The sequence below is a fragment of the Corynebacterium tapiri genome (assembly GCF_006334925.1).
Lineage (GTDB): Bacteria > Actinomycetota > Actinomycetes > Mycobacteriales > Mycobacteriaceae > Corynebacterium > Corynebacterium tapiri.
Map to the genome: position 1 here is coordinate 34,901 of NZ_VDHJ01000007.1, position 23,639 is coordinate 58,539.

A 23,639-nucleotide genomic window follows, 5' to 3' on the forward strand; every position below is an offset into this window, starting at 1 on the left:
ATGACTGAACCTGAGAACACCGAGAGCAGTTCCAACTTCGACGGGGCAGGGCAGAAGCCAGAGCAGACTGAGGAGCAGCTCAAGCTCGTCGGCGACGTCGAGGAGTATCTGCGCGACGTCATCGACCCCGAGTTGGGAATCAATGTGGTGGACCTCGGTCTGGTGTACGACATTTGGATCGAAACTTCCGAGGCTGGAGCACACACCGCGGTAGTCAACATGACGTTGACCTCTCCGGCCTGCCCACTGACTGATGTGATCGAGGATCAAGCTACGAGCGCGGTTGTGGGCAACACTGACGCTGAGGCTTTGATCCTGAATTGGGTGTGGATGCCCCCGTGGGGCCCACACATGATCACCGAGGAAGGTCGGGAGCAGCTGCGCGCCCTGGGGTTCGCAGTCTAGCTGCCCAGAAATTACCCCCGTTTCGGGCATCCTTAGGGTGTCCCGAGCGGGGGTTTTCTCTATTTTCTTCGCTTTCCAGCACAAAGTTCAGATATCTGATGTCCGACTCTTCTAATGTTAGGTAGAACACAGTCCCAGCTCAGGAAGGTGATCCCCATGCTGTGTTCACACCGCTTGGCCACAACGCTCGCTGTTGGAATGGTCAGTACCGTCATGCTCTATCCCGTCCCCGCTCACGGTGCGATTGGGAATTCCAGCCCTTCCTCCCTAGGTTTGTCTTCCCTCGGTTTGTCTTCCTTGGACGACCAGGATCCCGGGTACGGATTCGATGCCGATCCGCAGGTGGAGGGCGAGTTCACGCGGCAGACCCTGGCGGTTTCCGGAGAGGGATATGACTGCTACCGCATTCCTGCCCTCGCGGTCTCTCCCCGCGGCAGCGTAATTGCTAGCTACGACGGACGCCCGGGAAGCTGCGCGGATGCTCCGAACCCCAACGACATCGTGCAGCGGGTTTCCACTGACAACGGCGCAACATTCGGTTCCGAGACTGTCGTCGCCAAAGGGGACCCGAGTACTCCCGAAGGGTTCTCCGATCCCAGCCTGATTGTCAATTGGCATACCGGAACCGTTCACAACATCCATGTCCGCTCCCTTAAGGCAGGAATTGCTGCCTCGGTTCCCGGAACAGATCCAGACCAGAAAGATGCTATACACGTCAATCACGCGCGCTCGTTTGATGACGGGCAGACATGGCAGCACCGATTGATCACCTCTGAGGTCTCCAGCCCCGAGGACCGCGGTCGATTTGCAACCTCCGGCAATGGTATTCAGCTCCACTACGGCGAGCACCGCGGACGCCTCGTTCAGCCCGCGATGACAATTCAAGAGGACGGGACATGGGCGTATGTGGCCTGGTATTCCGATGACTTCGGCATCACCTGGTCCCATGGCCAGCCGTTTGGACACACCGGTGATGAAAACAAGATTGTGGAGCTTTCCGACGGTCGCCTGATGATGAACGGCCGTGTCAAGGGAGAAGGAACCACCCGAGTCGTGTCCTATTCGGATGATGGCGGCGAGACCTGGACCGAGCCAGTGGCCGACCCGAACCTACCTGATCCGCGCAACAATGCCTCTGTGATCCGCGCGTTCCCTAATGCGCCCCAGGGGAGTAAGGAAGCTAAGGTTCTGCTCTTCTCCAATACTGCATCCACCACAGAGCGCAACCATGGAACCATCAGGATGAGTTGTGACGACGGTCAGACGTGGCCGGTGTCCAAGGAGTTCCACGAAGGGCCGGTCGATTACACCTCGATGGCAACCCTGCCAGACGGTCGAATCGGCATGCTCTGGGAGGATCATGCGGACTCGTACTCCATCGTGTTCTCCACCTTCTCGTTGTCCTGGTTGGGTTCGACCTGTCTGGAGTAGGGCTTCTTCGGTGGCCTGATACGATCAACGCTCGTGATTGTCACCAATGACCTGGAAGTTCGCGTAGGCGCCCGCACCCTCCTCAATGCCCCTGGGCAGCACCTTCGTGTGCAGCCTGGTGACCGCATCGGGTTGGTCGGGCGCAACGGCGCTGGCAAGACCACCACCATGCGCATTCTGGCAGGGGAGACGGAGCCTTACGGTGGCTCCGTGACCCGTTCGGGCGACATCGGTTACCTTCCGCAGGACTCTCGAGAGGGCAACATCGAACAAACAGCTCGTGATCGCGTTCTTTCTGCCCGTGGATTGGACGAGATCAAGCGCTCGATGGCCAAGCAGCATGCCATCATGGAGGAGTCCGAAGGCGCTAAGCGCGATAAAGCCATTGACCGCTACTCCAAGCTGGAGGAACGCTTCGCTGCCCTGGGAGGCTACGAGGCAGACTCCGAGGCAGCCCAAATCTGCGACAACTTGGGCTTAGAGGCTCGCATTCTCGACCAGCAGCTCAATACGCTATCCGGTGGTCAGCGACGCCGTGTCGAACTCGCTCAGATCTTGTTCGCTGCAACGAACGGGTCCGGGAAATCCGCGACGACTTTGCTTCTCGACGAGCCCACCAACCACCTAGATGCTGACTCCATCGGCTGGTTGCGCACCTTCCTGTCCAAGCACGAAGGTGGGCTGATCATGATCTCGCACGACGTCGAACTGCTGGACGCCGTGTGCAACAAGGTGTGGTTCCTGGATGCAGTCCGGGGCGAGGCCGACGTGTACAACATGGGCTTTTCCAAGTACAAGGATGCCCGCGCCCTCGATGAGGCTCGTCGACGCCGCGAGCGTGCAAACGCAGAGAAGAAGGCTTCGGCACTGCAAAAGCAGGCCGCCAAGCTCGGCGCAAAGGCCACCAAGGCTGCGGCTGCAAAGCAGATGCTTGCTCGAGCTGACCGCATGATGAACCAGCTTGACGAGGTCCGAGTGGCCGACAAGGTGGCCAACATCTCCTTCCCAGAGCCAGCTCCCTGCGGCAAGACCCCTATGAACGCCAAGGGCCTTACCAAGATGTACGGCTCTCTTGAGGTATTCGCCGGGGTGGACCTAGCCATTGACCGGGGTTCCCGAGTCGTTGTCCTAGGCTATAACGGCGCAGGTAAAACCACTCTTCTCAAGATGCTGGCTGGTGTGGAACGCACCGACGGTGAGGGCGGAATCGTCACCGGCCACGGGCTGAAGATCGGGTACTTTGCCCAGGAGCACGACACGATTGACGGCAGCCAGTCGGTCTGGGAAAACACCATCAACGCCTGCCCAGATGCCAACGAGCAGGACCTCCGCTCTCTTCTTGGTGCCTTCATGTTTTCCGGCGACAAGTTGGAGCAGCCGGCGGGCACACTGTCAGGTGGTGAAAAAACTCGTTTGTCCCTAGCGACGCTGGTCTCTTCCCGAGCCAACGTCTTGCTTCTCGACGAGCCCACCAACAACCTCGACCCCATATCGCGTGAGCAGGTGCTGGACGCTCTCAAGACCTACACCGGCGCAGTTGTGCTGGTTACCCACGATCCAGGCGCAGTAAAGGCCCTCGAACCCGAGCGGGTCATCATAATGCCCGACGGAGACGAGGACCTGTGGTCCGATTCCTATATGGAGATCGTTGAGCTGGCGTAGCTTAATGTGGCGCTAGTTCAGCTGGGCCTCAGCCGGGCTCACCGGCTGTGACTTGGTCACCACTTTGTGTCCCCACCACAACGCGAGGAACACCGGGATGCCCAGGTACGGCGTCAAAATCGCGCCCAGGTTTTCCCCGCTGGTGATGGGGGCGTAGGCCTGTCCAAGCACAACGAAGCCGCACATCACCAGCGCGATGAGCGAACCTGTGGCGCCGAGCGGAGCACGGTACGGCAGAGTGGAAAGCTCGATGCCTTGAGCCTTCAGAGCCGCGCGGAATTTTACGTGGCAATACGCGATGCCGATCCAGGTGATAAATCCCGCCAGGGCGCTCAGCGTAAGCAGGAAGATGTAGGCCACGCCGTCGCCCACCAAGGACGTCACAAAGCCGAACATTCCCACGGCTGCGGTAGCAATGAGCGCGGGAATCGGGACCTTGTGAGAGGACAGTGAGCCAAAGATCTTAGGGGCGAGCCCTTCCTTGGCCATTGAGTACAGCATGCGCGTGGAGGCGTAAAGGCCAGAGTTTCCGGCGGAGAGCACTGAGGTCAAGATCACGGCGTTCATCACACTGGCAGCGATGGCCACGCCGGCATTATCAAAGACCAACGTGAACGGCGAAACGGCGATGTTGTCTTCCGAAGCGGCGAGTAGGCGCTCATCGGTGTACGGGATAAGAAAGCCAATGACGGCAATTGCACCAATGTAAAACAGTAGGATGCGCCAGAAGATGGTGCGGATCGCGCGGGGGAGTGTCTTCTCAGGATCTTCGGCTTCGCCCGCGGCCACGCCGACCAGCTCAGTTCCTTGGAAGGAGTATCCGGCGGCGATGAATACTGCGAGAACGCCCAGGCCGCCGTTTACGAACGGTGCATCGCCGGTAGTCCAATTCTGGAAGCCAGTCGGCTCTCCTCCGAGGATGCCAAAGATAGTGGCAACACCCAGCACGAGGAATACCAGTACAGTGATGACCTTGATCGATGCGAACCAGAACTCGCCCTCGCCGAACGAGCGCGCGCTTAACGCATTGAGCCCAAACACAAGCGCCAAAAAGAGCGCCGACCAGAGGACGGCAGGGGTGTCGGGGAACCAGAACTTCATCACCAGCGCGGCAGCTACGAGTTCCGCGGCCAGCGTGATGGCCCAGTTAAACCAGTAGTTCCACCCGATGGCGAAGCCGAAAGAAGGGGAGACGAACCGAGACCCGTAGTCCTGGAACGAACCCGCGACGGGGAGGTAGGCTGCCATCTCGCCAAGCGACTGCATGACCAGCCAGACCATGAAGCCAATCAAGGCATAGGCAAGAAGGGCGCCACCGGGTCCAGCTTGCGAAATCGTGGAACCGGAGGCGACGAACAACCCCGTACCAATTGACCCGCCGACAGCGATCATGGTGAGGTGTCGCAGGGACAGAGACCTTTTTAGTTCGGTCGACGAATCAGACATAAAAAACTGTTTACCAGAGAAGTTTCTAGTTGCGGAAACCGTGAACAGGCGCGGGAATGAATCCTCCTCTGTTAATGAAATTGGCATTCCCTACAGAATTGACTGGGATGACAGGCGCGTATCCCAAGAGCCCGCCAAAGTTGACGTCATCGCCTGCGAGAGTCCCCGGAGCCGGGATGACTCGTACCGCGGTGGTCTTATGGTTCATCACACCGATCGCAGCCTCGTCGGCAATCATGCCAGAGATGGTTTCAGCTGGGGTGTCGCCCGGGATGGCCACCATATCCAGCCCGACACTGCAGATCGAGGTCATCGCCTCGAGCTTGTCCACGCTGATTGCACCGGAGCGGACAGCATCGATCATTCCCTTGTCCTCGGATACCGGGATGAAAGAACCAGAAAGCCCGCCCACGCGAGCCGAGGCCATCATTCCGCCCTTCTTCACCGCGTCGTTAAGCAATGCCAGAGCAGCGGTGGTGCCGTGCGTTCCCACCTGATCCAGACCCATGTGTTCCAGAATGTGGCCGACCGAATCGCCGAGTTCAGCAGTAGGCGCCAAGGAAAGATCGACAATGCCGAACGGAACGCCTAGGCGCTGCGCCGCCAAAGATCCAACGAGCTGACCGGTTCGCGTGATCTTGAAGGCGGCCTTCTTGATCTCCTCGGCGACCTCATCGAGGCTGGCGGATTCGAGCGACCCTAATGCGCGATCCACCACTCCTGGTCCGGAAACTCCCACGGAGATAACGCAGTCAGGCTCCTCAACGCCGTGGAAAGCGCCAGCCATAAACGGATTGTCTCCGACAGCATTGGCAAACACCACCAGCTTGGCGCAGGCGATGGCTGATGAATCGCGTGTGAGGTGGGCGGCCTCCTTGATTACCTGCCCCATCTCGCGGACGGCATTCATATTGATGCCGGCTCGCGAGGACGCAACGTTGACCGAGCCACACACCACGTCGGTTTCCGAGAGCGCCTGCGGAAGCGAGCGGATGAGTAGCTTTTCAGCACTCGTCGCACCTTTTTCCACCAGCGCTGAGTAACCACCAATGAAGTTCACACCGACAGCGTGCGCGGCCCGGTCCAACGCTCGCGCTACCGCAATCGGGTCGCCGGAGCAGCCAGCGGTAATGAGCGAAATCGGCGTGACCGAAATGCGCTTGTTCACGATGGGAATGCCGAGCTCACGCTCGATGCCTTGGCACACTTCCACTAGGCGCTCCGCCTGGCTGGTAACCCGGTCATAGACCGCCTGTGCGGTTTCCTCCATCGTGTTGCGCGAGCACTCCAGCAAGGAGATGCCCATGGTTACGGTGCGAATGTCCAGGCGGTACTTCTCGATCATGTCGATGGTGTCCAAGACACCGTGCGCCCGAAAATCAGTAGTCATTGACCTATACCTCGTTGACCGCAGTGAACAGGGCCTCCGACTGGACACGGATGACCAACTTTTCCTGAGTTCCTAGCGCGTCCATTGAAGCCTGAAGCTGTTCGATGGCCAAGTCCCCGAGGTCGACACGCAGGATCATTGTGAACAGGTCATCCATCAACATCTGGGACACGTTGAGAATATTGACGTTCTGTCGGGCTAGTTCAGTGGTCACAGCGGCGATGATTCCGGTTCGATCAGCGCCTGTCACAGTCATGATGGCAATCATGGTCTTAGTCTATCCGCAGGTGTGATCCATGCGATAAAATTCCGCTATGGATAAGAGCCAGCTGAAGAAGGAATTTCTCGACCTTCCCACCTACGTTCGCCTACCCGTGATCGGCCTTGCAGCGGCGGACATTGCGGCCAAGATTGCTGCGGTCGTCGACATCGTTCGCCGGCCAGCAGCCAACGTCCGGGGACCCAAATGGGTATGGATTCTCGCCCAGGGGATCAACGGGGTAGGGCCAGCGGCGTACTTCCTCGCTGGACGACGCTAGCCCTCAACCGCATCGAACGTTTACTTCCTCCGGACTGCATCCTCGGCAATGTCGAGGACTTCTTGCATGCGCTCCAGATCTTGCCCGGAGGCAAAGCGTGTAATGAACCCATCCATCACGGTTTCTAGAAACATCTGCAACACGTCGACGTCCACATCAGTGCGCATACTGTCTTTAGCTAGGTTCTCTTCCAGTCGGCGGTGGACGGCCTCGTCGAGCGTTGCCTGATGTTCTTGCCAACGCGCGCGGAAAGTGGGGTCTGTACGCAGGATGGAGGCGATCTCGAGGCGGGTGGCTAGCCACTTGTGCCGGGAAGGCTCCCGCAAGATGTCGCGCATGACCTCGACCAGACCGGAGGAGGAAACAATATCGGCCTGCCGAATGGCGTCGGCACGCGCGACCTCGAGGAACAGGCTCTCTTTATCTCCGAAATGGTGAAAAATTGCCCCGCGAGATTTGCCTGTGGCCTGCTCCAAGCGCCGCACAGTGGCGCCTTCGTATCCGAATTCCGCAAAGCATTCCCGGGCCGCCTCGATAATCTCGTGGCGCCGACGATGCAGTTCTTCGTCGCTGACTACAGGCACGTTCGGCGGGGTCTTTCTCTTGAGAAAAGTTGATCAATAAGTAATAGGGCGAGTGGGGGCCAGCACGCTCTTTCAGTGCTCGGCCCCCACTCTCAGCGCACGGCGCCGGGTGACCTAACGGTCCGCGGGCGCCCTGCCGTGATCAGGCGAGTTAGGCCTTGACCATCTGACGCAGCACGTACTGCAGGATGCCGCCGTGGCGGTAGTACTCAGCCTCACCAGGGGTATCGATGCGAACGACAGCGTCGAACTCGACGGTCTCGCCACTCTCCTTGGTAGCCGTTACGTGGACAGTCGACGGGATCTGCTCGCCCTCGTTGAAGGCGGTGATACCCGTGATGTCGAACGTCTCGTGACCATCCAGGCCGAGAGACTCGTGGGACTCGCCCTGCGGGAACTGCAGCGGGATAACACCCATGCCGATCAGGTTGGAGCGGTGGATGCGCTCGAAGGACTCGGTGATGACGGCCTTCACACCGAGCAGGTTGGTGCCCTTAGCAGCCCAGTCGCGGGAGGAGCCGGTTCCGTACTCCTTACCAGCGATTACCACGAGGGGAGTGCCAGCCTCCTTGTAGTTCTGCGCTGCGTCGTAGATGAAGGACTGCGGCTTGTCCTCCTTGGTGAAGTCGAGGGTGTAGCCACCCGCAACGTCGACGAGCTGGTTGCGCAGACGGATGTTGGCGAAGGTACCGCGAACCATAACCTCGTGGTTGCCGCGGCGAGAACCGAAGGAGTTGTAGTCCTTGCGCTCCACGCCATTCTCGTCGAGGTAGTTAGCGGCAGGGGTGCCCGGCTTGATCGAGGAAGCAGGGGAGATGTGGTCGGTGGTGACCGAATCGCCCAGCTTGGCCAGAACGCGAGCCCCGGTGATGTCCTCCAGCGGAGCCGGCTCGGTGGGCATGCCGTCGAAGTACGGAGCCTTGCGGACGTAGGTGGAGTCGTCGTTCCAGTCGAAGGTCTTGCCAGTCGGGATGTCCAGGTTCTGCCAGGACTCGTCACCCTTGAACACGTCGGCGTAGTCGGCCAGGTACATCTCGCGGGAGATCGCCTGGGAAATGGTCTCCTCGATCTCCTCGGTGGAGGGCCACACGTCCTTGAGGTAGACGTCCTGGCCGTCCTTGCCCTTGCCCAGCGGCTGGGACTCGAAGTCGAAGTCCATGGTGCCCGCGATGGCGTAAGCGATGACCAGCAGCGGGGAAGCCAGGTAGTTCATCTTCACGTCGGGGGAGATACGTCCCTCGAAGTTTCGGTTACCGGACAGGACGGCGGTAGCGGTCAGATCGTTATCGTTGATCGCATCCGAGATCTCCTGCGGAAGCGGACCGGAGTTACCGATGCAGGTGGTGCAACCGAAGCCTGCGAGGTAGAAGCCGAGAGCCTCTAGGTCCTTCCAGAGATCAGCGCGCTTGTAGTAACCGTCGACGACCTGGGAACCCGGAGCCATGATCGTCTTGACCCACGGCTTGGCGCGCAGGCCGAGCTCGTTGGCCTTGCGGGCCAGGAGGCCAGCACCCACCATGACGGACGGGTTGGAGGTGTTGGTGCAGGAGGTGATCGCGGCAATGGCAACCATGCCGTGGTCGAGCGTGAACTCGCCTCCAGCGCTGGAGGTGACCTTCACCGGCTTGGACGGACGGCCTGCAGCGCCCGCGGCTGCGGACTCGCCACGACCCGGCCAGGAGGAGTTGAAGTCTTCAGCGGAGGACTTGTCGTACTCGTGCTGGTCCTCGCCCTCGGCACCCATCTTCTCGGCGGCCTTGGACTCGTCTTCGGCGACCGGATCCTGGGTGAAGTCGGTGACTTGGTTGCGGAAGGTGTCCTTGGCCTCGGACAGCAGGATACGGTCCTGCGGACGCTTCGGGCCGGCGATGGACGGGACGACGGTGGACAGATCGAGCTCGAGGTACTCCGAGTACTCGGCCTCCGGAGCGTCCTGCTCCAGCCACATGCCCTGTGCCTTGGCGTAGGCTTCGACGCGCTTGATCTGCTGCTCGTCGCGGCCAGTCAGCTCGAGGTACTTGATGGTTTCCTCGTCGATCGGGAAGATCGCGCAGGTAGAGCCGAACTCGGGGGACATGTTGCCGATGGTGGCGCGGTTGGCCAGCGGCACAGCCTTCACACCGTTGCCGTAGAACTCAACGAACTTGCCCACTACACCGTGCTCGCGCAGCATGTCGGTGATGGTCAGCACCACGTCGGTAGCGGTCACACCGACCGGGATATCGCCGGTGAGCTTGAAACCCACGACGCGCGGGATCAGCATGGAGACCGGCTGGCCCAGCATGGCTGCCTCGGCCTCGATGCCGCCGACGCCCCAGCCCAGGATGCCCAGGCCGTTCTCCATGGTGGTGTGGGAGTCGGTACCAATGCAGGTATCCGGGTAGGCAACGCCCTCGTTGTCGAAGACAACGCGGGACAGGTACTCAATGTTGACCTGGTGGACGATGCCGGTTCCCGGAGGAACAACCTTGAAGTTGGAGAAGTTCTCTGCACCCCAACGCAGGAACTGGTAGCGCTCTTGGTTGCGCTCGTACTCGATCTCGACGTTCTTGTCGAGGGCGTCCGGACGACCGAAAGCCTCCACGATGACGGAGTGGTCGATGACCATCTCGGCCGGGTTCAAGGGGTTCACCTGATCCGGGTTTCCACCCAGGGTGGAGACGGCCTCACGCATGGTGGCCAAGTCCACCACGCAGGGAACGCCTGTGAAGTCCTGCATGAGGACGCGGGCCGGGGTGAACTGGATCTCGGTGGAGGGCTCGGCCTTCGGGTCCCAGTTAGCGATGGCCTGAATGTGATCCTCAGTCACGTTCTTGCCGTCTTCGGTACGCAGCAAGTTCTCGCCGAGCACCTTCAGGGAATAGGGAAGCTTCTCCATGCCAGGCACTGCATCGAGCGCGAAGTAGTCGTAGGACTTCTCGCCGACCTCGAGGGTGCGCTTGGCATTGAAGGAGTTCTTGCTTTCAGTCACAGTGAGCTCCATTTCATTGACTATCACGGTTTGCCGCCCGCCTTAGGTGGGCGGGTGTTCCGGTGAACGCTGGTAGGTCCAGGACCGAGTTTACGTCCCAAGGATCAAGCGTCTGGGCCAAAGCTTAACAGTACAAGCGTTCTGTTTGTATTCGACGCGCCTCGCTACCCCCATCTAGTAAGGATCGCGCCCTAAGGTTTATGCCCATGAGCCACCTGTCGGACCCAACGCTTGTTGCGGAGATCGCCCAACAATTAGACGAAGACTCCGTTGCTTTCCACAATTTGCCGGCAGATCCGGCTCTAGAGCACGGTCTGCGCGAGGCGCTTATCGACGATTCGGGCATCGTGGTCGTTCCAGAACACGCGGGTAGCGCGCCGGAATTGCGCGATTTGGCCCAGGACGTCATGAACACGTCCGGATTGGACACGGTCATCGTGCGTAGCCCTGAAGCGGCTGCAGTCGTAAGCGCCTCCCACAGCAGAGCGGAGATTGAATCGGCAGAGTGGTCGCTAGCGTCTAATCCTGACTATATTGCCGGCACGCGAAGCCTCTTTACCGAACTCGACTCTCCTGATTTTCCCTTCCTGGTGATCACGGTGGTGGTGCTGTTAATCCTTGCGATCTCGGCAGCAATTGCCGCCATGCAGACAAGGGTGAAGCCTTGACCCCTAGGGGTGTGATAAGCATCACTATTTCTTAAACTGGACTTAAAGCCCCAGGCAGCCTCGACGTCATATGGCGCCGGGGCTTTTTCTGTGAATGTGGCAGATGTTAAAGGTGTGCAACTTGACCAAATTGTGACCTATGGTGTTCGGTGTGGCTCACGAGGTGTTCTTTGCCCCTCGAGTATCAAGCCCGTCGACCTGACCGTCGACACACGTCACTCCTTCGAGCATGTGGGGAAGCACGCGCGAAGCTGGGGACAGTGGGTGGCTCGTGAGCCGAATTTTCCGTACGCCTATCCGCGTCAAGTCAATGCCACTGGCTTGACGTGACTAAGGAGATCACGTGGCCCCCACGCTGCAGAAGCGACGTGCATACGCCGTCGCTGGTGCCGCGGCGCTGTCCGTTATGTCGGGCACAGCCACCGCGCACGCCAATCCAATCAATGACCTTTCATCCACCGCTGGTGAAGCTCAACAGCACCTCACGGAGCTAGAGAACATTCTGAAGACCCTCGAGTCGCTCGGAGTCACAGCTTCGCCTTCAACCGATTCGGCCAACGCCGTTGTTGATCTGGATGCCACCAACCGTGCGCTATCAAGCGCGCAACAGGACCTGGCTCGTACGACGCAAGCCCTGCAGCAGGCCCAGAAGCTTCTCGACGACCTTTCTCGCGCGGTCTTTGCCGATGGCAACAGCACGGTGACGCCCCAGCAGGTGGAACGCCAGCGTTCCGTGGTCCGCTCCCTCGAGGCCCAGCGTGCAACGCAGGCAGCTAAGGAAACCGAGCTGACCACCCTGCGTGATCAGGCAGCCGACCACGAGAAGGCGATTACCTCGACCAACAATGCGGAGACCGCTACCGCTTCAGCAGTCTCCGAGCCAGAAAAGCCAATGGAATCTGCAGAATCGGCTACAGGGGGCGTCGATACGCCTACCGCGGAAGAGAACAGCACGGCTACGCCGACCGTTGCGGCTGAAGGGAGCGTCGATACGCCGTCCGTGGCAGAGACCAGTGCGGTAGCTACGGATGAATCGCAGAAGACTTCCACGCCGGAGGCAGCATCTGCTGGTGATATCGAGTCTGTAGTCCAGCGTGCATTGGCTCAGGTGGGTACGCCGTACGCGTGGGGTGGCGGCACCAATGACGGTCCGTCGGCTGGCCTGCGCGACGGTGGAGTTGGCGATGCCAATGGAGACTACGGCAAGGTTGGCTTCGACTGCTCGGGTCTAGTGAAGTACGCCTTCGCTGCTGCTGGCCTGGATCTACCGCACTACAGCGGATATATGTACAACCGCGGTACCGCCGTTGATCCATCAGAGATGCAGCGCGGCGACTTGATCTTCTATGGCCCGGGTGGCAGCGAGCACGTCGCCATCTACCTGGGCGATGGGACGATGGTCGAAGCACCGGCTTCCGGCCAGACCGTGCAGGTGGCCCCGGTGCGCTTCGAGGGGATGGCGGACAAGGTCGTTCGCTTGCTCTAATCGCGGAGCCGTAGGATGTCGGCATGACTATACGAAAGTTTGATTCACTCCTCGTTCTTTCTTTCGGCGGGCCGGAGCGCCCGGAGGAGGTCGTGCCGTTCTTGCGCAACGTCACCCGTGGGCGCAATATCCCTGACGAGCGACTCGAGATCGTGGGCGAGCACTATTACCACTTTGGTGGGAAGAGTCCGTTGAACGAGCTCAACCTGGAGATCATCGATAATCTCCGGGCCGAGCTGGAAGCGCGTCACATTGACCTGCCGGTGTACTTTGGCAACCGAAATTGGCACCCGTTTGCCCAGGAAACGGTCGAGCAGATGGTCAAGGACGGCGTACAGGATGCGCTCGTGCTAGCAACCTCCGCGTGGGGAGGTTACTCGGCCTGTCTGCAATACCAAGAGGACATCCAAGGACTCCGGGAGATTGCAGACTCCATTACCTTCACCAAACTGCGACAGTTCTTCGACCATCCACTTTTCATAGAGGAGATGGCAGAAGCTGTGGAGGAGTCCTTTTCCCAAGTGGCTCCGGAAGATCTCCCCACAACCAAACTCCTTTTTACGGCCCACTCGGTTCCCTCCGAAGCGGACAACAAAGCCGGTGGCGAGGGTGATAAGAACCTGTATTCCCGGCAGGTGGCTGAGGCCTCGCGCTTGGTAGCGCAGGCCGCTGGGATCACGGATTACGACGTCGTGTGGCAGTCCCGCTCAGGCAACCCAGCAACCCCGTGGCTTGAGCCTGACGTTGTGGACCATACAAAGGCCCTCGCACAGGGCGGTATCAGTGACGTAGTCGTGTGCCCCATTGGTTTTATTTCGGACCACATGGAGGTCATCTGGGACCTGGACACCGAACTGGTCAGCGCTGCCCAGGAACTCGGTGTTTCCGTGCACCGCACACGTACTGCGGGCCCCTCAGAACGCTTTTCTCGCATGGTCGTGGACCTCATTGACGAGCTCAGTAATGATTCCCTGCGCGTAGGACTCGGAGCAGTGAGCGTCCAAGGGTGCACTGTGAATGGTCACCCATGTCGCCCTGGATGCTGCTCTGCGGTGGGGTAGAAGGGCGAAATTCTATCTGCCAGGTCGCCTGCTGAGCTTTGCATACTCCGCGGCCGCGTACGTTACGCCCACCATTCGGCCTGTGCGCACTACTCGCAGCAGCGGAAGCAGGTGCGCATCCAAGCTGTGCTCGCCGACCCGGTTCTTTACCGTCTCAATAATCGCGGCTACTTGGTCTGTGCGCGCAAACAACTTTGCGGCGCGCGGGGGAATAGAGGGAGGGAGTCCTGGGGTGTCGTAAAAGTCCGCCAGGGTTCCTACTGTGAGCCGGGGAGCGCGCAGAGAGTCCGTGCGATAGCCAGATGCCTCCACGAGGTTCGCAGCCTGATCCACCGCCGCACTCAGCATGCTGTCTGCTTCACCAGGGCTGAGCCACATCGGTGGTGCCAAGGCCGGAGAAGGACCAAGAGTCAGAATCTCGTCTTCGTTCTCCCAGGTGGGCAAAAGTAGCCCACAGCCGGCAAGCGCGATGGACTCGCGATGATCGCCGGGAAGCCCCATGGCGTCGCCAGCCCCGCTCAATACCAAACGCACGCTGGGGATGTCCTGGAGATCAATGCGCTGGCGAATCTCTCCTAGTAGGTCAATGGATGCGCTGTAACCTAGGCTTGCCCAAGCCTCGATCATCTCATCAGCAGGCTCCATTCCGTGCACCCAAGCCGCAAGCCACACGGACGCGTTCTGGAGGGGTGAATACACTTCGGCGCGCATGTCCATGGAGGGCAAGGCTAGTAGATACAGTGTGAGGCCATGTACGAGGACATATTTTCGGGGCATCGACGGAACCGACCACGTGATTACCCGGTTGTTGATGCCGCGTACGGAATTGTCGTGGAAGTTCACGGCGACGACTTCGTCGGCGCAGTTGTGGGCTGCGAGAGGACCTACGACGGGGAGTTTGTACGCCTCGAGGATCGGCGAGGACGCCAGCGCCTATTCAAGCTGCTGCGCGGAGGCTTCTTGTTCGAGGGCCAGCGCGTAACACTGCGGCGGCCGGTGACTAAACGAGCAGTTCAGCGATCCAATTCCGGTTCCAGGCGTGTTGAGAATGTCCAGGCCAAAGTTGCGGCCCCGTCTCGGATCTGGGTGGAGGGCATACACGATGCGGCCATCGTGGAACAGGTGTGGGGACACGATCTGCGTGTTGAGGGTGTCGTTGTGGAGTACCTCGAAGGACTCGACAATTTGCCGAAGCGTCTCCGAGAATTCCGGCCGGGGCCGGGCCGCCGAGTAGGGGTGCTGGCCGATCACCTGGTTAAGGGATCGAAAGAGATGCGCTTGACCGCCGACGTGGGCGAGCATGTCATGGTCACGGGCCATCCGTTCATCGATATTTGGGCAGCGGTCAAGCCCTCGAGCGTAGGAATTTCTGCCTGGCCCGAGGTGCCCTATGGAGAAGATTGGAAGACGGGGGTGTGCCGCCGATTAGGCTGGTCTGATCCGAAGGAGGGCTGGCATCGCGTTTCCTCGGCGGTGAGCTCGTTCCGCGACATTGATCCCACGCTAATTGGAGCGGTGGAGCGTCTAGTCGACTTCGTTACCGATCCCACAGTATCCAAGGCCGATTTACGATAGCTTGGCTATGTGGGAGTTTTAATCTGGCTGATCGTCACTGTCGTTCTTGCTGGCCTGGAATTGCTGGCCGGTGAGTTCACCCTTCTCATGCTCGCCGGGGGCGCTGCCGCCGCAGCTGGGGTGGCGCTTTTCGACGTTCCATTGTGGGCAGAAGTGCTCACCTTCGCCGTCTCGTCGGTGGGGCTGCTGGTGTTTCTTCGACCAGCGCTTCGTCGTCGTTTGAATACTCCTGCAGCCCTCGACACCTCACCTCAATCCTTGGTGGGGCAGACGGCGCACGTCATTGACGCTATCGATGGTTCTGGAGGCCAGATCCGCCTCGATGGTTCCATTTGGAGCGCTCGACTTCTCGACCCCAAGGATCCAGTTCAGGCCGGAGACGTCGTGACTGTGGCAGCTATCGAGGGTCCCGTAGCGATTGTTTGGAAGGAATAATGTTCGGCTTAATCTTATTGGCGGCCATCATCGCGTTAGTGGTGCTGCTCATCGCCAAATCCATTGCTCTTATCCCGCAGGGTGAGGCAGCCGTCGTCGAGCGTCTGGGTAAATACACACGCACGGTCTCCGGCGGTCTCACCGTACTGGTTCCGTTCATCGACACGGTGCGCGAGCGCGTCGATACGCGCGAACGCGTTGTGTCCTTCCCGCCGCAAGCGGTGATCACCCAGGACAACCTGACGGTCGCTATCGACATCGTGGTTACGTTCCAGATCAACGAGCCTGCACGCGCGATCTACGGCGTGGACAACTACATCGTGGGTGTCGAACAGATCTCAGTGGCGACCCTGCGTGACGTTGTGGGTGGCATGACGCTCGAGGAGACCCTCACTAGCCGTGACACCATCAACCGCCGCCTGCGCGGTGAGTTGGACGCGGCCACCGCGAAGTGGGGATTGCGCATTAGCCGAGTCGAGCTCAAGGCCATTGATCCGCCGCCGTCGATTCAGCAGTCCATGGAGATGCAGATGAAGGCGGACCGGGAGAAGCGCGCGATGATCCTGACCGCCGAGGGCCAGCGCGAATCCGACATCAAGACCGCAGAGGGTAAGAAGCAGGCCCGCATCCTCTCCGCGGAAGGTGAGAAGCACGCCGCGATCCTGCAGGCTGAGGCGGATCGGCAGGCCGAGATTCTGCGCGCAGAGGGTGAACGTGCCGCCAAGTACCTCCGCGCTCAGGGTGAGGCCCGCTCCATTCAGAAGGTCAACGCGGCGATCAAGGCATCCCGCATCACGCCGGAGGTTCTTGCCTACCAGTACCTGGAGAAGCTGCCAGAGATGGCAGACGGACAGGCCTCCACGATGTGGATGATCCCTTCGCAGTTCGGCGACACGCTGGAGAAGTTTGCCAAGTCCTTTGCCACGCAGGACGCAGAGGGAGTCTTCCGCTATGAGGCTCCTGGTGTGGACGAGGAGACCCGGAAGATGGCCGAGCCCGATAACACCGACTCGTGGTTTAGCACCGCATCGTCTCCGGAGATTGCCGAGGCAGTCGCCCAGGCCAACGCCGTGGCGCAAAAGCCCGTGGACGAAGATCCCGCCCAGTTGGCCCAGCGATCCCTGCGCCGGCCGGACAATGAAACGCCCTCGCTCGAGCCGAAGGCTCAGGTTGCCGAGCAGCCAGTCGAACCAGCTGAGGGGTCACACGCAGCGAGCGCGGAAGAGCTCGAGTAAGTTCACGGCGAGCTGCCAGCCGGCATTTTCTGCCGCCCATCCGGCGGCCTGTAGGCGTTGAGACATCGCCTGCTTGGAAATGCCGAGCTGCCCAGCGGCTTCATTCTGGGTCATCCCTCGGCGCACAAGTGAGGTAGCCTCCCGGCCCTCGGGCGTGCGCTTACCCAGCACCTGAGCGAGAAGCAGGAATACTGCCTCGACATCCTCGTCTCCAACTACCCGCACGCTCATTGGGCGGCGACCGCAGGCGCGTGCTGCTCGATCCTTAGCGTGCTGGCCACAGGCGATTGCGATGGCCCAGTTTCCGTCGGAAAGCAGCGCCATCACCACGCTAGTAACGGCTCCTGCGTCCTCCACCTGCGACTGGATATCCTCCACGCCACTGGCGCTAAATCCGCGTACCCCAGGAAGAGTAGACAGGGCTTCCGCAGACGATTCGACGATCTCTCGCCGGCGCTTATCCCGGCCACGATAACGGGCATGGACGACAAACATGCCCGCTAGTCTACCGTTCAGCCTTGACTGACTCGCTCTGGGTAGGAGTTTTCGCGTCGACAAGCACTCCCACAATGCCGATCACCGCTAGCACCGCCATAGCCGCCAATGCCCAGGGGTTTGAGCGAGTAGCTAGGGCATCTCCGAACAGCGTGACCAAGATCGTGCCCGGCGCTGAACCCACCAGGGTGGCAACGGCGAATACTCCAACCCGCACATCGCTGACGGCGGCCGCGTAGTTCATGATGCTGAAGGGGACCCCGGCGATCAGGCGCAGCGAGGTTATAGCCAGCCACCCGCGCTGCCTGAGACGCGCGTTGATGCGTTCGATCATGGGGTGAGTAAGGCGCGGAGCAATCCATTCCTTAAGAAGGTTGCGCACGACGACGAGCGAAATCACTGCTGCGACTGTCGTAGCGCTCAAACTCAAGGCTATGCCAAGCCAAGGTCCGAAGAGCGCTCCCGCGGAAATGGTCAACACGGTGCGGGGAATAGGAAACTGCGTGATTAGGACATAGAACAGCCAAAACACCACGACGAAAGCGGGCCCGAGCTGTTCGGCCCAGGTGCGCATCGTGGCAAGACCAGGGACGTCGACAAGCATCACAACAGCGATTGCCACTACCGCTAGAACCAGCGCGCACACCTTCTTGAGCACGAAAATTCACGCTAGCACCGCCGACGGCATAAACCTACACTGGCGCCTATGAACGATCTACGAACTGACCATGGCCCTAATCCGTACGCTTTGAACCTGGAAGAGGTGACCAACGCCAACGACGCATTCCGCGACACGCTGTGGACCGGCAGCCACCTCCAGATGACTGTGATGTCTATTCCGGCCGGAGGTGAAATCGGAGCAGAGGTCCACGACGACCACGACCAGTTCCTGCGGGTGGAATCCGGCACGGGCCACATCATGGTGGGCGAGGATCCTGACAACCTAGACCTGGACCGGGAGCTTGGCCCGGACGAAGCCGTGTTTGTTCCAGCAGGAAAGTGGCACAACCTGGTCAATGAATCGGACCAGCCAGTAAAGCTCTACTCCATCTACGCTGCTCCGGACCATGTGCCCGGAACGGTCCACTTGACCAAGCAAGACGCGGACAACGATCCGAACGAGCAACACTAGGTAAAACAAAAACCGCCTGTGATCCATGCGATCACAGGCGGTTACTGTGTGCCCGGAGGGGGACTTGAACCCCCACGTCCGTTAATAGGACACTAGCACCTCAAGCTAGCGCGTCTGCCATTCCGCCACCCGGGCAGGTGGTTCCAGGCGATGCTCGCCTTGGCACGTCGAATACCTTAGCCGCCCCAACACGGGGCAACAAATCCCCACGTCGCGGCGGCAAAATCCCCCTAACACTGAGCCAGAGTCTCGCCCGCGCGGACGTGCGTTTTGGTACAACGGGATCCATGAACACCTACAACGACTCCCGTTTCCCTGGCCCAGATCCTTACGCAGCGCTCAAGGACCTTCCAACCTTCACTTTGAGTTCCACCGACATCGTTGCGGGGGACAAACTGGCGGAAGAGCAGTGCGCTCCAGCCAATGTCTCGCCACAGCTTGCATGGTCGGATCTGCCCGAGGGGACCAAGTCCCTGGCGGTGACGTGCTTGGATCCCGACGCTCCAACCGGATCAGGCTTCTGGCACTGGGCCGCGTTCAACATTCCAGTGGAGGTAACGCAGCTGCCGACCAACGCTGGTGCCCAGGAAGATCTGGGCATTGGCGCCGTCTCGCTGCGTAACGACGCCGGGCAACGCGAATACTACGGAGCCCAGCCCCCGGAGGGACACGGACCGCATCGCTATCTCTTTGCGGTACACGCAGTGGACGTCGAGAAGCTGGACATTGACCCCGAGTCCACCGCCACAGTCCTCGGATTCAACCTGTACTTCCATTCCCTCGCGCGCACCCTCGTGTGGGGCTGGTACGAAAACTAAAAGCGAGGGGCAGGCTGTCTAGATCGCAGCTACTGTGCCCCCGCGATCCACGGCAGGCCTGAACCGACAGCCTCGGAGATCGAGTTCAGGCCGTGTGCCCGGATTTGAGCGGCAATATCGCGGTGGATTCCGCGGATCCAGCCAGGACCGCCGTAAATCATGGGGGTATAGCCCTCGAGCAGGCTCGCGCCTGCGGTAATGCGCTCCCAGGCCTGCTCGCCCGTGAAAATGCCGCCGACAGACACCAGAACGAGCTTGTCACCAGCACGCTCGTGCAGGCGACGGAGCACCTCTAGGGAGCGCGCGGCAACCGGAGCACCGGAAACGCCACCGGCGCCGAGCTCTTCCACGTTCTTAGTCTTCAAACCCTGGCGGGAAATGGTCGTGTTGGTGGCCACGATGCCGGCAATGCCCAGGTCAATTGCGAGGTCCGCCACTGCATCCACGTCCTCGTTGCTGAGGTCGGGAGCGATCTTGACCAGAACTGGCGTGGTCGTTGCATCCCGTACAGTCTCCAGAATGGGGCGCAGGGACTCGACTGCCTGTAAGTCGCGCAAACCAGGAGTGTTGGGGGAGGAGACGTTGACCACGAGGTAGTCCGCGTGCGATCCGAGCAACCGGGCGGATGACCGGTAATCTGCGACGGCGTCGTCTGCCAGCTTCGTCTTTCCGATGTTGATGCCCACAATGTTGCTCTTGTTGCGCCGGTAGAGATTGCGGGCCACGTCGCTGGCGCCGGCGTTGTTGAATCCCATGCGGTTCAAAATCGCCTTGTCCTCCGGCAAACGGAAAAGGCGAGGAGCTGGGTTTCCCGGCTGAGGCGACGCAGTGACGGTGCCCAATTCGGCATGGCCAAATCCAAGGCACGACCACACATCCGGTGCCACGGCGTTCTTATCAAAGCCTGCTGCCAGGCCGAGGGGTCGCGGGAAGGTGACCCCGAAAAGCTCCTGGCTAAGGGCCGGATCCTTCACCGGGAGCACCTGATTGAGCACGAACCGCGCTGGGGGAAGGTTTTGGAGAACGTTCAGGCCGCTGACCATAGCGGTGTGAATCTTCTCCGCCTCAACACGGAACATTGCCTTGAGCGCAAGCTGGTAGATACCCATGTTCTTTTCCTTCTTGAAAGCGATTATGGCTTGACGACTTGTAGACCTGCAGGCCCGCCCAGAATCAGTCCCTCTGAGGTGGATGCCATCACTCGAACGTTGGCAATGGTGTTAAACCGCGTGTCTTCCACGGGCACTCCACCCGAGACATCAAAACTCTGCGCAACATTGTTTGCCGTGGACGCAATCCAGGCGCGATCGTTATACCAGGCAGTTGCGTATGGCGACGGTTCGGTTGGTGCGGTCTGATGCAGGCGAACGACGTCGCCCGCGGTGTAGAGGAAGAGCTGATTGCCTCGGGTGTCGGACACAACGGCGGTTTCCTCAGGGCCGGCGTTGAGCGTGCCGACGCCAAGGCCAACCCGCAAGGTTCCGCCTTGGCGAGCATCCCGCCACTGCACATCTTGAATCGTGGTGGTCTCGCGGTTGATCCGGAGTACGTGGTCACCCTGCGTGAGTAGAAGTTCGTCCGTGGGCTTGTCCACCTCAATCTGGGTGGCGTCCTCTCCCGCCCGGTGAACCCACACGAGGTTTTCCTCCCCAGAGGCGGCAATTACTTCACCGCTACTGGCTTGAACAGCGCTGTGTATTGGATGACCTATGTCGATGGATTCGTCCTGGCTACCTTTAGCATCAATCAGCCGCACCGTCTCGCCGCAGGCAAGAACGAATGGAGCGCCAGTCAAATCTGTACAACCCGTCGCATCGATACGACGGGCAGTGCCGTCACGGAGTTGATCGAGGGTGCCTACCAACACGTCATCAGCGACCCGGGCGGCTATGTGCTGGCCGTCGACCGCGAGGTCGGTTACCCCTCCAATGCCAAGTATCTCTCCGGCGGGATCCTGCGCAGGGGGAGACGCCACCGCGGTGGCGTTGCCCATTGGCTCTGGGCCCTGCCCATCCTGCCCCTCGGTCATATGCGTGGGCCCGATCTGGCATGCAGCCAAACCTGTTGCAAGGCCAAGGGAAGCGAACGTTACGAGAGCACGGCGAATCACGACCACTAACTTTACCGGCCATTGGAATACACAACAGAAACGGCAGGAGTTGTCCGTGCTTAACCGGGTGGCTACGCGCTTTTGCCACTCAAGGGGCTAAGGTATCGCCCCATGATCACCCTCGCTGCCGCTGCGCCCGACACTATGAGTTGGTCGCAAGTCATCGTGCTGTCCATCGTTCAGGGCCTCACCGAGTTCCTGCCCGTGAGCTCTTCGGGCCACTTGCGCATCATCTCCGAGCTCTTCTGGGGAGCAGACGCCGGCGCCTCGTTTACTGCCGTTATCCAGCTGGGAACAGAGGCCGCGGTGCTGGTCTACTTTGCAAAGGAAATCTGGCAGATTCTCACTGGTTGGTTCCGTGGAGTGTTTAACAAGGACCAGCGCGGTTTTGACTATCGCATGGGTTGGATGGTCATCGTCGGCACCATCCCCGTCGCTCTCGTGGGTGTCCTTTTCAAGGACCTCATCCGCGAGGGTCTGCGCAATTTGTGGATCACCGCAACCGTCCTGATTCTCTTCTCCTTCGTGTTCATCGCCGCTGAGCGCATGGGCAAGAAGGCCCGAGGCTATGACGAGCTCACGATGAAGGACGCCATCATCATGGGCCTGTGCCAGTGCCTCTCGCTTATCCCCGGGGTATCCCGTTCGGGGGCGACGATCTCAGGCGGCCTATTCCGCAATCTGGACCGGGAAGTGGCTACTCGCTTCAGCTTCCTGCTGGCCATCCCTGCAGTTCTCGCCTCTGGTCTTTTCTCTCTCCCGGATGCCTTTAACCCTGAGGCCGGCCAGGCTGCGACAGCTCCGATGCTGATTGTCGGCGTGGCCATCTGCTTCGTTCTCGGTTACGTCTCCATTGCCTGGTTGTTGCGCTTTGTCGCGCATCACTCGTTTAGCTGGTTCGCGGCTTACCGCATCCCAGTTGGCGTGCTTGTCATGATCCTGCTGGCACTGGGAGTCCTGCAGCCGTACTAAGGTAGGCGCCATGCGTTCTTGGCCCGTGCCCGAAGTACCTACGTTAGACGGAACTTCTGTCCCGCTTTCCCTCTATGACACCGCGGATCAGTGTGTCCGCGAAGTCGAGGGAGCGGGCATGTATGTGTGCGGCATCACCCCGTATGACTCCACTCACTTGGGACATGCCGCTACCTACCTGACTTTCGACCTGGTTTATCGCCAGCTTCTGGATAACGGCCAAGACGTCACATACGCCCAGAACATCACCGATGTTGACGATCCGCTCTTTGAGCGCGCTCAACGTGATGGAGTCGACTGGCGAGAGCTTGGGACCAGCCAGATCGATCTCTTCCGCTCAGATATGGCCGAGCTTTCCGTCATCCCGCCGCAGCACTATATCGGTGCCATGGAGGCGATTGACGACGTCATCGGCCTGGTCTCCCGCTTGCTTGAAGCCGGTGCGGCCTATGTTGTCGACGATGCCGACTACCCAGATGTCTACGCCCACGTTGATGCCACGAAGCAGTTTGGCTACGCCTCCAACTACACCCCGGACGAGATGGCTAGTGCCTTCGCAGAACGCGGCGGCGATCCCGATCGACCGGGGAAGCTCAACCCACTTGACCCGCTGTTGTGGCGCGCCCAACGCGAGGGCGAACCGGCCTGGGAGTCCCCCTTCGGGCCAGGGCGACCTGGGTGGCATGTGGAATGTTCCAGCATCGCAGAGCACTACCTGGGTACACCGTTTGCTATCCAAGGCGGGGGAAGCGACCTCGCTTTCCCACATCACGAGTTCTCAGCCGCCCACGCAGAAGCTGCTGGTGACATCCCCCGCATGGCGGGGCACTACGTCCATACCGGAATGATCGGTTTAGAGGGCACAAAGATGTCCAAGTCTTTGGGCAACTTGGTCTTTGTGCATAAGCTCACAGCTGCTGGTCATGAGGCCTCCGCTATTCGCCTCGGTGTCTTCGCCGGCCACTATCGCAGCGATCGCGACTGGTCCGACGCCGTTCTGAAAGAAGCGGAAGATCGTCTCGCACGCTGGCGTTCTGGCGGTTCTGACTGGGCTGCCACTACCGCAGCTGTCGCTGAACTGCGCAAAGCCCTTGCCAATGACTTGGACACCCCGAAGGCGCTGGAGATCGTGGATGCGTGGGCGCAAGGCCCGGGAGCTGATCCGGAGGCCACGAAGCTGATGGCAACAGCACTCAATGCGCTCCTTGGGGTGCACCTTTAACT

General features: G+C 60.1%; 23 protein-coding genes, 1 tRNA gene and 1 pseudogene. 14 read left to right on the forward strand and 11 right to left on the reverse strand.

Annotation, left to right across the window (positions count from 1 at the left end; translation table 11 throughout):
• The 3 genes from FHE74_RS05680 (at nucleotide 1) to FHE74_RS05690 (ending at nucleotide 3,498) form a co-directional block, all read left to right on the forward strand.
• Nucleotides 1-405: a metal-sulfur cluster assembly factor gene (locus tag FHE74_RS05680; protein ID WP_139465545.1), complete on the forward strand. Its 405-nt coding sequence runs from the start codon at nucleotides 1-3 to the stop codon at nucleotides 403-405.
• A gap of 156 nt (nucleotides 406-561) precedes the next feature.
• Entirely contained in the window at nucleotides 562-1,836 is a 1,275-nt protein-coding gene (locus FHE74_RS05685; protein WP_180339692.1) for a sialidase family protein, read from the forward strand.
• Nucleotides 1,837-1,869: 33 nt separating this feature from the next.
• The gene (locus FHE74_RS05690) at nucleotides 1,870-3,498 is read left to right on the forward strand and encodes an ABC-F family ATP-binding cassette domain-containing protein (RefSeq protein WP_139465547.1); all 1,629 of its coding nucleotides are present in this window, start codon (nucleotides 1,870-1,872) and stop codon (nucleotides 3,496-3,498) included.
• A 12-nt stretch (nucleotides 3,499-3,510) separates the two neighbouring features.
• Here the strand turns inward: FHE74_RS05690 and FHE74_RS05695 are convergent, their stop codons facing one another.
• From FHE74_RS05695 to FHE74_RS05705, 3 genes are read right to left on the reverse strand one after another with little or no spacing between them, the layout of a single operon-like run.
• The gene (locus FHE74_RS05695) at nucleotides 3,511-4,944 is read right to left on the reverse strand and encodes an amino acid permease (RefSeq protein WP_139465548.1); all 1,434 of its coding nucleotides are present in this window, start codon (nucleotides 4,942-4,944) and stop codon (nucleotides 3,511-3,513) included.
• A gap of 25 nt (nucleotides 4,945-4,969) precedes the next feature.
• Nucleotides 4,970-6,334 (reverse strand): PFL family protein, encoded by a 1,365-nt coding sequence (locus tag FHE74_RS05700; RefSeq protein ID WP_139465549.1) that lies wholly within the window; start codon nucleotides 6,332-6,334, stop codon nucleotides 4,970-4,972.
• A 4-nt stretch (nucleotides 6,335-6,338) separates the two neighbouring features.
• The gene (locus tag FHE74_RS05705) at nucleotides 6,339-6,602 is read right to left on the reverse strand and encodes an ACT domain-containing protein (RefSeq protein ID WP_139465550.1); all 264 of its coding nucleotides are present in this window, start codon (nucleotides 6,600-6,602) and stop codon (nucleotides 6,339-6,341) included.
• 46 nt (nucleotides 6,603-6,648) lie between these two features.
• Between FHE74_RS05705 and FHE74_RS05710 the strand changes: the two genes are divergently transcribed.
• The gene (locus FHE74_RS05710) at nucleotides 6,649-6,873 is read left to right on the forward strand and encodes a PLDc N-terminal domain-containing protein (protein WP_246049203.1); all 225 of its coding nucleotides are present in this window, start codon (nucleotides 6,649-6,651) and stop codon (nucleotides 6,871-6,873) included.
• A gap of 20 nt (nucleotides 6,874-6,893) precedes the next feature.
• Here the strand turns inward: FHE74_RS05710 and FHE74_RS05715 are convergent, their stop codons facing one another.
• Nucleotides 6,894-7,457 carry a TetR/AcrR family transcriptional regulator gene (locus FHE74_RS05715; RefSeq protein ID WP_139465551.1) on the reverse strand — a complete coding sequence of 188 codons (564 nt, stop codon included), beginning with the start codon at nucleotides 7,455-7,457 and terminating at the stop codon, nucleotides 6,894-6,896.
• A gap of 151 nt (nucleotides 7,458-7,608) precedes the next feature.
• Nucleotides 7,609-10,428, reverse strand: coding sequence for an aconitate hydratase (gene can / locus FHE74_RS05720; protein WP_218973319.1), 2,820 nt, complete (start codon nucleotides 10,426-10,428; stop codon nucleotides 7,609-7,611).
• A gap of 206 nt (nucleotides 10,429-10,634) precedes the next feature.
• On the opposite strand from can, the gene FHE74_RS05725 reads away from it, so the two are divergent.
• The 3 genes and pseudogenes from FHE74_RS05725 to FHE74_RS05735 all read left to right on the forward strand — a co-directional run bounded on the left by FHE74_RS05725 (nucleotide 10,635) and on the right by FHE74_RS05735 (nucleotide 13,643).
• Complete coding sequence (locus FHE74_RS05725; RefSeq protein WP_139465552.1) at nucleotides 10,635-11,096, forward strand: Rv1476 family membrane protein; 462 nt, start codon at nucleotides 10,635-10,637, stop codon at nucleotides 11,094-11,096.
• A gap of 1,075 nt (nucleotides 11,097-12,171) precedes the next feature.
• A pseudogene (locus FHE74_RS10860) lies at nucleotides 12,172-12,582 on the forward strand (NlpC/P60 family protein); the annotation flags it as partial.
• Between the two features lie 23 nt (nucleotides 12,583-12,605).
• Nucleotides 12,606-13,643: a ferrochelatase gene (locus FHE74_RS05735; RefSeq protein WP_139465554.1), complete on the forward strand. Its 1,038-nt coding sequence runs from the start codon at nucleotides 12,606-12,608 to the stop codon at nucleotides 13,641-13,643.
• A gap of 12 nt (nucleotides 13,644-13,655) precedes the next feature.
• On the opposite strand, the gene FHE74_RS05740 is transcribed toward FHE74_RS05735, so the two are convergent.
• A complete protein-coding gene (locus FHE74_RS05740; RefSeq protein WP_139465555.1) occupies nucleotides 13,656-14,360 on the reverse strand; it encodes a hypothetical protein in 705 nt (234 codons plus the stop codon).
• 33 nt (nucleotides 14,361-14,393) lie between these two features.
• Between FHE74_RS05740 and FHE74_RS05745 the strand changes: the two genes are divergently transcribed.
• The 3 genes from FHE74_RS05745 to FHE74_RS05755 are packed head-to-tail and all read left to right on the forward strand — an operon-like array spanning nucleotide 14,394 to nucleotide 16,888.
• Entirely contained in the window at nucleotides 14,394-15,218 is an 825-nt protein-coding gene (locus FHE74_RS05745; RefSeq protein WP_139465556.1) for a DUF3097 domain-containing protein, read from the forward strand.
• Between the two features lie 9 nt (nucleotides 15,219-15,227).
• Nucleotides 15,228-15,653 (forward strand): NfeD family protein, encoded by a 426-nt coding sequence (locus FHE74_RS05750; protein ID WP_139465557.1) that lies wholly within the window; start codon nucleotides 15,228-15,230, stop codon nucleotides 15,651-15,653.
• Nucleotides 15,653-16,888 (forward strand): SPFH domain-containing protein, encoded by a 1,236-nt coding sequence (locus FHE74_RS05755; protein WP_139465558.1) that lies wholly within the window; start codon nucleotides 15,653-15,655, stop codon nucleotides 16,886-16,888. The genes FHE74_RS05750 and FHE74_RS05755 overlap by 1 nt, the downstream gene beginning before the upstream one ends.
• Here FHE74_RS05755 and FHE74_RS05760 read toward each other — a convergent pair.
• Both FHE74_RS05760 and FHE74_RS05765 read right to left on the reverse strand, forming a co-directional pair.
• A complete protein-coding gene (locus FHE74_RS05760) occupies nucleotides 16,856-17,383 on the reverse strand; it encodes a MarR family transcriptional regulator (protein WP_139465559.1) in 528 nt (175 codons plus the stop codon). The genes FHE74_RS05755 and FHE74_RS05760 overlap by 33 nt on opposite strands.
• 10 nt (nucleotides 17,384-17,393) lie before the next feature.
• A complete protein-coding gene (locus FHE74_RS05765) occupies nucleotides 17,394-18,041 on the reverse strand; it encodes a TVP38/TMEM64 family protein (RefSeq protein WP_246049204.1) in 648 nt (215 codons plus the stop codon).
• Between the two features lie 48 nt (nucleotides 18,042-18,089).
• Here FHE74_RS05765 and FHE74_RS05770 point away from each other — a divergent pair, with 48 nt between their 5' ends.
• Nucleotides 18,090-18,515 (forward strand): cupin domain-containing protein, encoded by a 426-nt coding sequence (locus FHE74_RS05770; RefSeq protein WP_139465560.1) that lies wholly within the window; start codon nucleotides 18,090-18,092, stop codon nucleotides 18,513-18,515.
• A 49-nt stretch (nucleotides 18,516-18,564) separates the two neighbouring features.
• Here FHE74_RS05770 and FHE74_RS05775 read toward each other — a convergent pair.
• Nucleotides 18,565-18,650: transfer RNA gene (locus tag FHE74_RS05775), tRNA-Leu, on the reverse strand.
• A gap of 152 nt (nucleotides 18,651-18,802) precedes the next feature.
• On the opposite strand from FHE74_RS05775, the gene FHE74_RS05780 reads away from it, so the two are divergent.
• Entirely contained in the window at nucleotides 18,803-19,333 is a 531-nt protein-coding gene (locus tag FHE74_RS05780) for a YbhB/YbcL family Raf kinase inhibitor-like protein (protein ID WP_139465561.1), read from the forward strand.
• 29 nt (nucleotides 19,334-19,362) lie between these two features.
• Here the strand turns inward: FHE74_RS05780 and FHE74_RS05785 are convergent, their stop codons facing one another.
• Together FHE74_RS05785 and FHE74_RS05790 are read right to left on the reverse strand one after the other, a co-directional pair.
• Nucleotides 19,363-20,442, reverse strand: a complete 1,080-nt coding sequence (locus tag FHE74_RS05785) for a quinone-dependent dihydroorotate dehydrogenase (protein ID WP_139465562.1) — start codon at nucleotides 20,440-20,442, stop codon at nucleotides 19,363-19,365.
• 23 nt (nucleotides 20,443-20,465) lie between these two features.
• Nucleotides 20,466-21,443: a hypothetical protein gene (locus FHE74_RS05790; protein ID WP_139465563.1), complete on the reverse strand. Its 978-nt coding sequence runs from the start codon at nucleotides 21,441-21,443 to the stop codon at nucleotides 20,466-20,468.
• 111 nt (nucleotides 21,444-21,554) lie between these two features.
• Here FHE74_RS05790 and FHE74_RS05795 point away from each other — a divergent pair, with 111 nt between their 5' ends.
• Together FHE74_RS05795 and mshC are read left to right on the forward strand one after the other, a co-directional pair.
• Nucleotides 21,555-22,415 (forward strand): undecaprenyl-diphosphate phosphatase, encoded by an 861-nt coding sequence (locus tag FHE74_RS05795; RefSeq protein ID WP_139465564.1) that lies wholly within the window; start codon nucleotides 21,555-21,557, stop codon nucleotides 22,413-22,415.
• Nucleotides 22,416-22,425: 10 nt separating this feature from the next.
• Entirely contained in the window at nucleotides 22,426-23,637 is a 1,212-nt protein-coding gene (gene mshC, locus FHE74_RS05800; protein ID WP_139465565.1) for a cysteine--1-D-myo-inosityl 2-amino-2-deoxy-alpha-D-glucopyranoside ligase, read from the forward strand.
• Nucleotides 23,638-23,639 lie beyond the last annotated feature (2 nt).

Coding starts and splice junctions, on each gene's coding strand:
- FHE74_RS05680 (WP_139465545.1), top strand. CDS start 1: ATGACTGAACCTGAGAACACCGAGAGCAGTTCCAACTTCGACGGGGCA.
- FHE74_RS05685 (WP_180339692.1), top strand. CDS start 562: ATGCTGTGTTCACACCGCTTGGCCACAACGCTCGCTGTTGGAATGGTC.
- FHE74_RS05695 (WP_139465548.1), bottom strand. CDS start 4,944: ATGTCTGATTCGTCGACCGAACTAAAAAGGTCTCTGTCCCTGCGACAC.
- FHE74_RS05700 (WP_139465549.1), bottom strand. CDS start 6,334: ATGACTACTGATTTTCGGGCGCACGGTGTCTTGGACACCATCGACATG.
- FHE74_RS05705 (WP_139465550.1), bottom strand. CDS start 6,602: ATGATTGCCATCATGACTGTGACAGGCGCTGATCGAACCGGAATCATC.
- FHE74_RS05710 (WP_246049203.1), top strand. CDS start 6,649: ATGGATAAGAGCCAGCTGAAGAAGGAATTTCTCGACCTTCCCACCTAC.
- FHE74_RS05725 (WP_139465552.1), top strand. CDS start 10,635: ATGAGCCACCTGTCGGACCCAACGCTTGTTGCGGAGATCGCCCAACAA.
- FHE74_RS05735 (WP_139465554.1), top strand. CDS start 12,606: ATGACTATACGAAAGTTTGATTCACTCCTCGTTCTTTCTTTCGGCGGG.
- FHE74_RS05740 (WP_139465555.1), bottom strand. CDS start 14,360: ATGGACATGCGCGCCGAAGTGTATTCACCCCTCCAGAACGCGTCCGTG.
- FHE74_RS05745 (WP_139465556.1), top strand. CDS start 14,394: ATGTACGAGGACATATTTTCGGGGCATCGACGGAACCGACCACGTGAT.
- FHE74_RS05755 (WP_139465558.1), top strand. CDS start 15,653: ATGTTCGGCTTAATCTTATTGGCGGCCATCATCGCGTTAGTGGTGCTG.
- FHE74_RS05760 (WP_139465559.1), bottom strand. CDS start 17,383: ATGTTTGTCGTCCATGCCCGTTATCGTGGCCGGGATAAGCGCCGGCGA.
- FHE74_RS05770 (WP_139465560.1), top strand. CDS start 18,090: ATGAACGATCTACGAACTGACCATGGCCCTAATCCGTACGCTTTGAAC.
- FHE74_RS05780 (WP_139465561.1), top strand. CDS start 18,803: ATGAACACCTACAACGACTCCCGTTTCCCTGGCCCAGATCCTTACGCA.
- FHE74_RS05785 (WP_139465562.1), bottom strand. CDS start 20,442: ATGGGTATCTACCAGCTTGCGCTCAAGGCAATGTTCCGTGTTGAGGCG.
- FHE74_RS05795 (WP_139465564.1), top strand. CDS start 21,555: ATGATCACCCTCGCTGCCGCTGCGCCCGACACTATGAGTTGGTCGCAA.
- mshC (WP_139465565.1), top strand. CDS start 22,426: ATGCGTTCTTGGCCCGTGCCCGAAGTACCTACGTTAGACGGAACTTCT.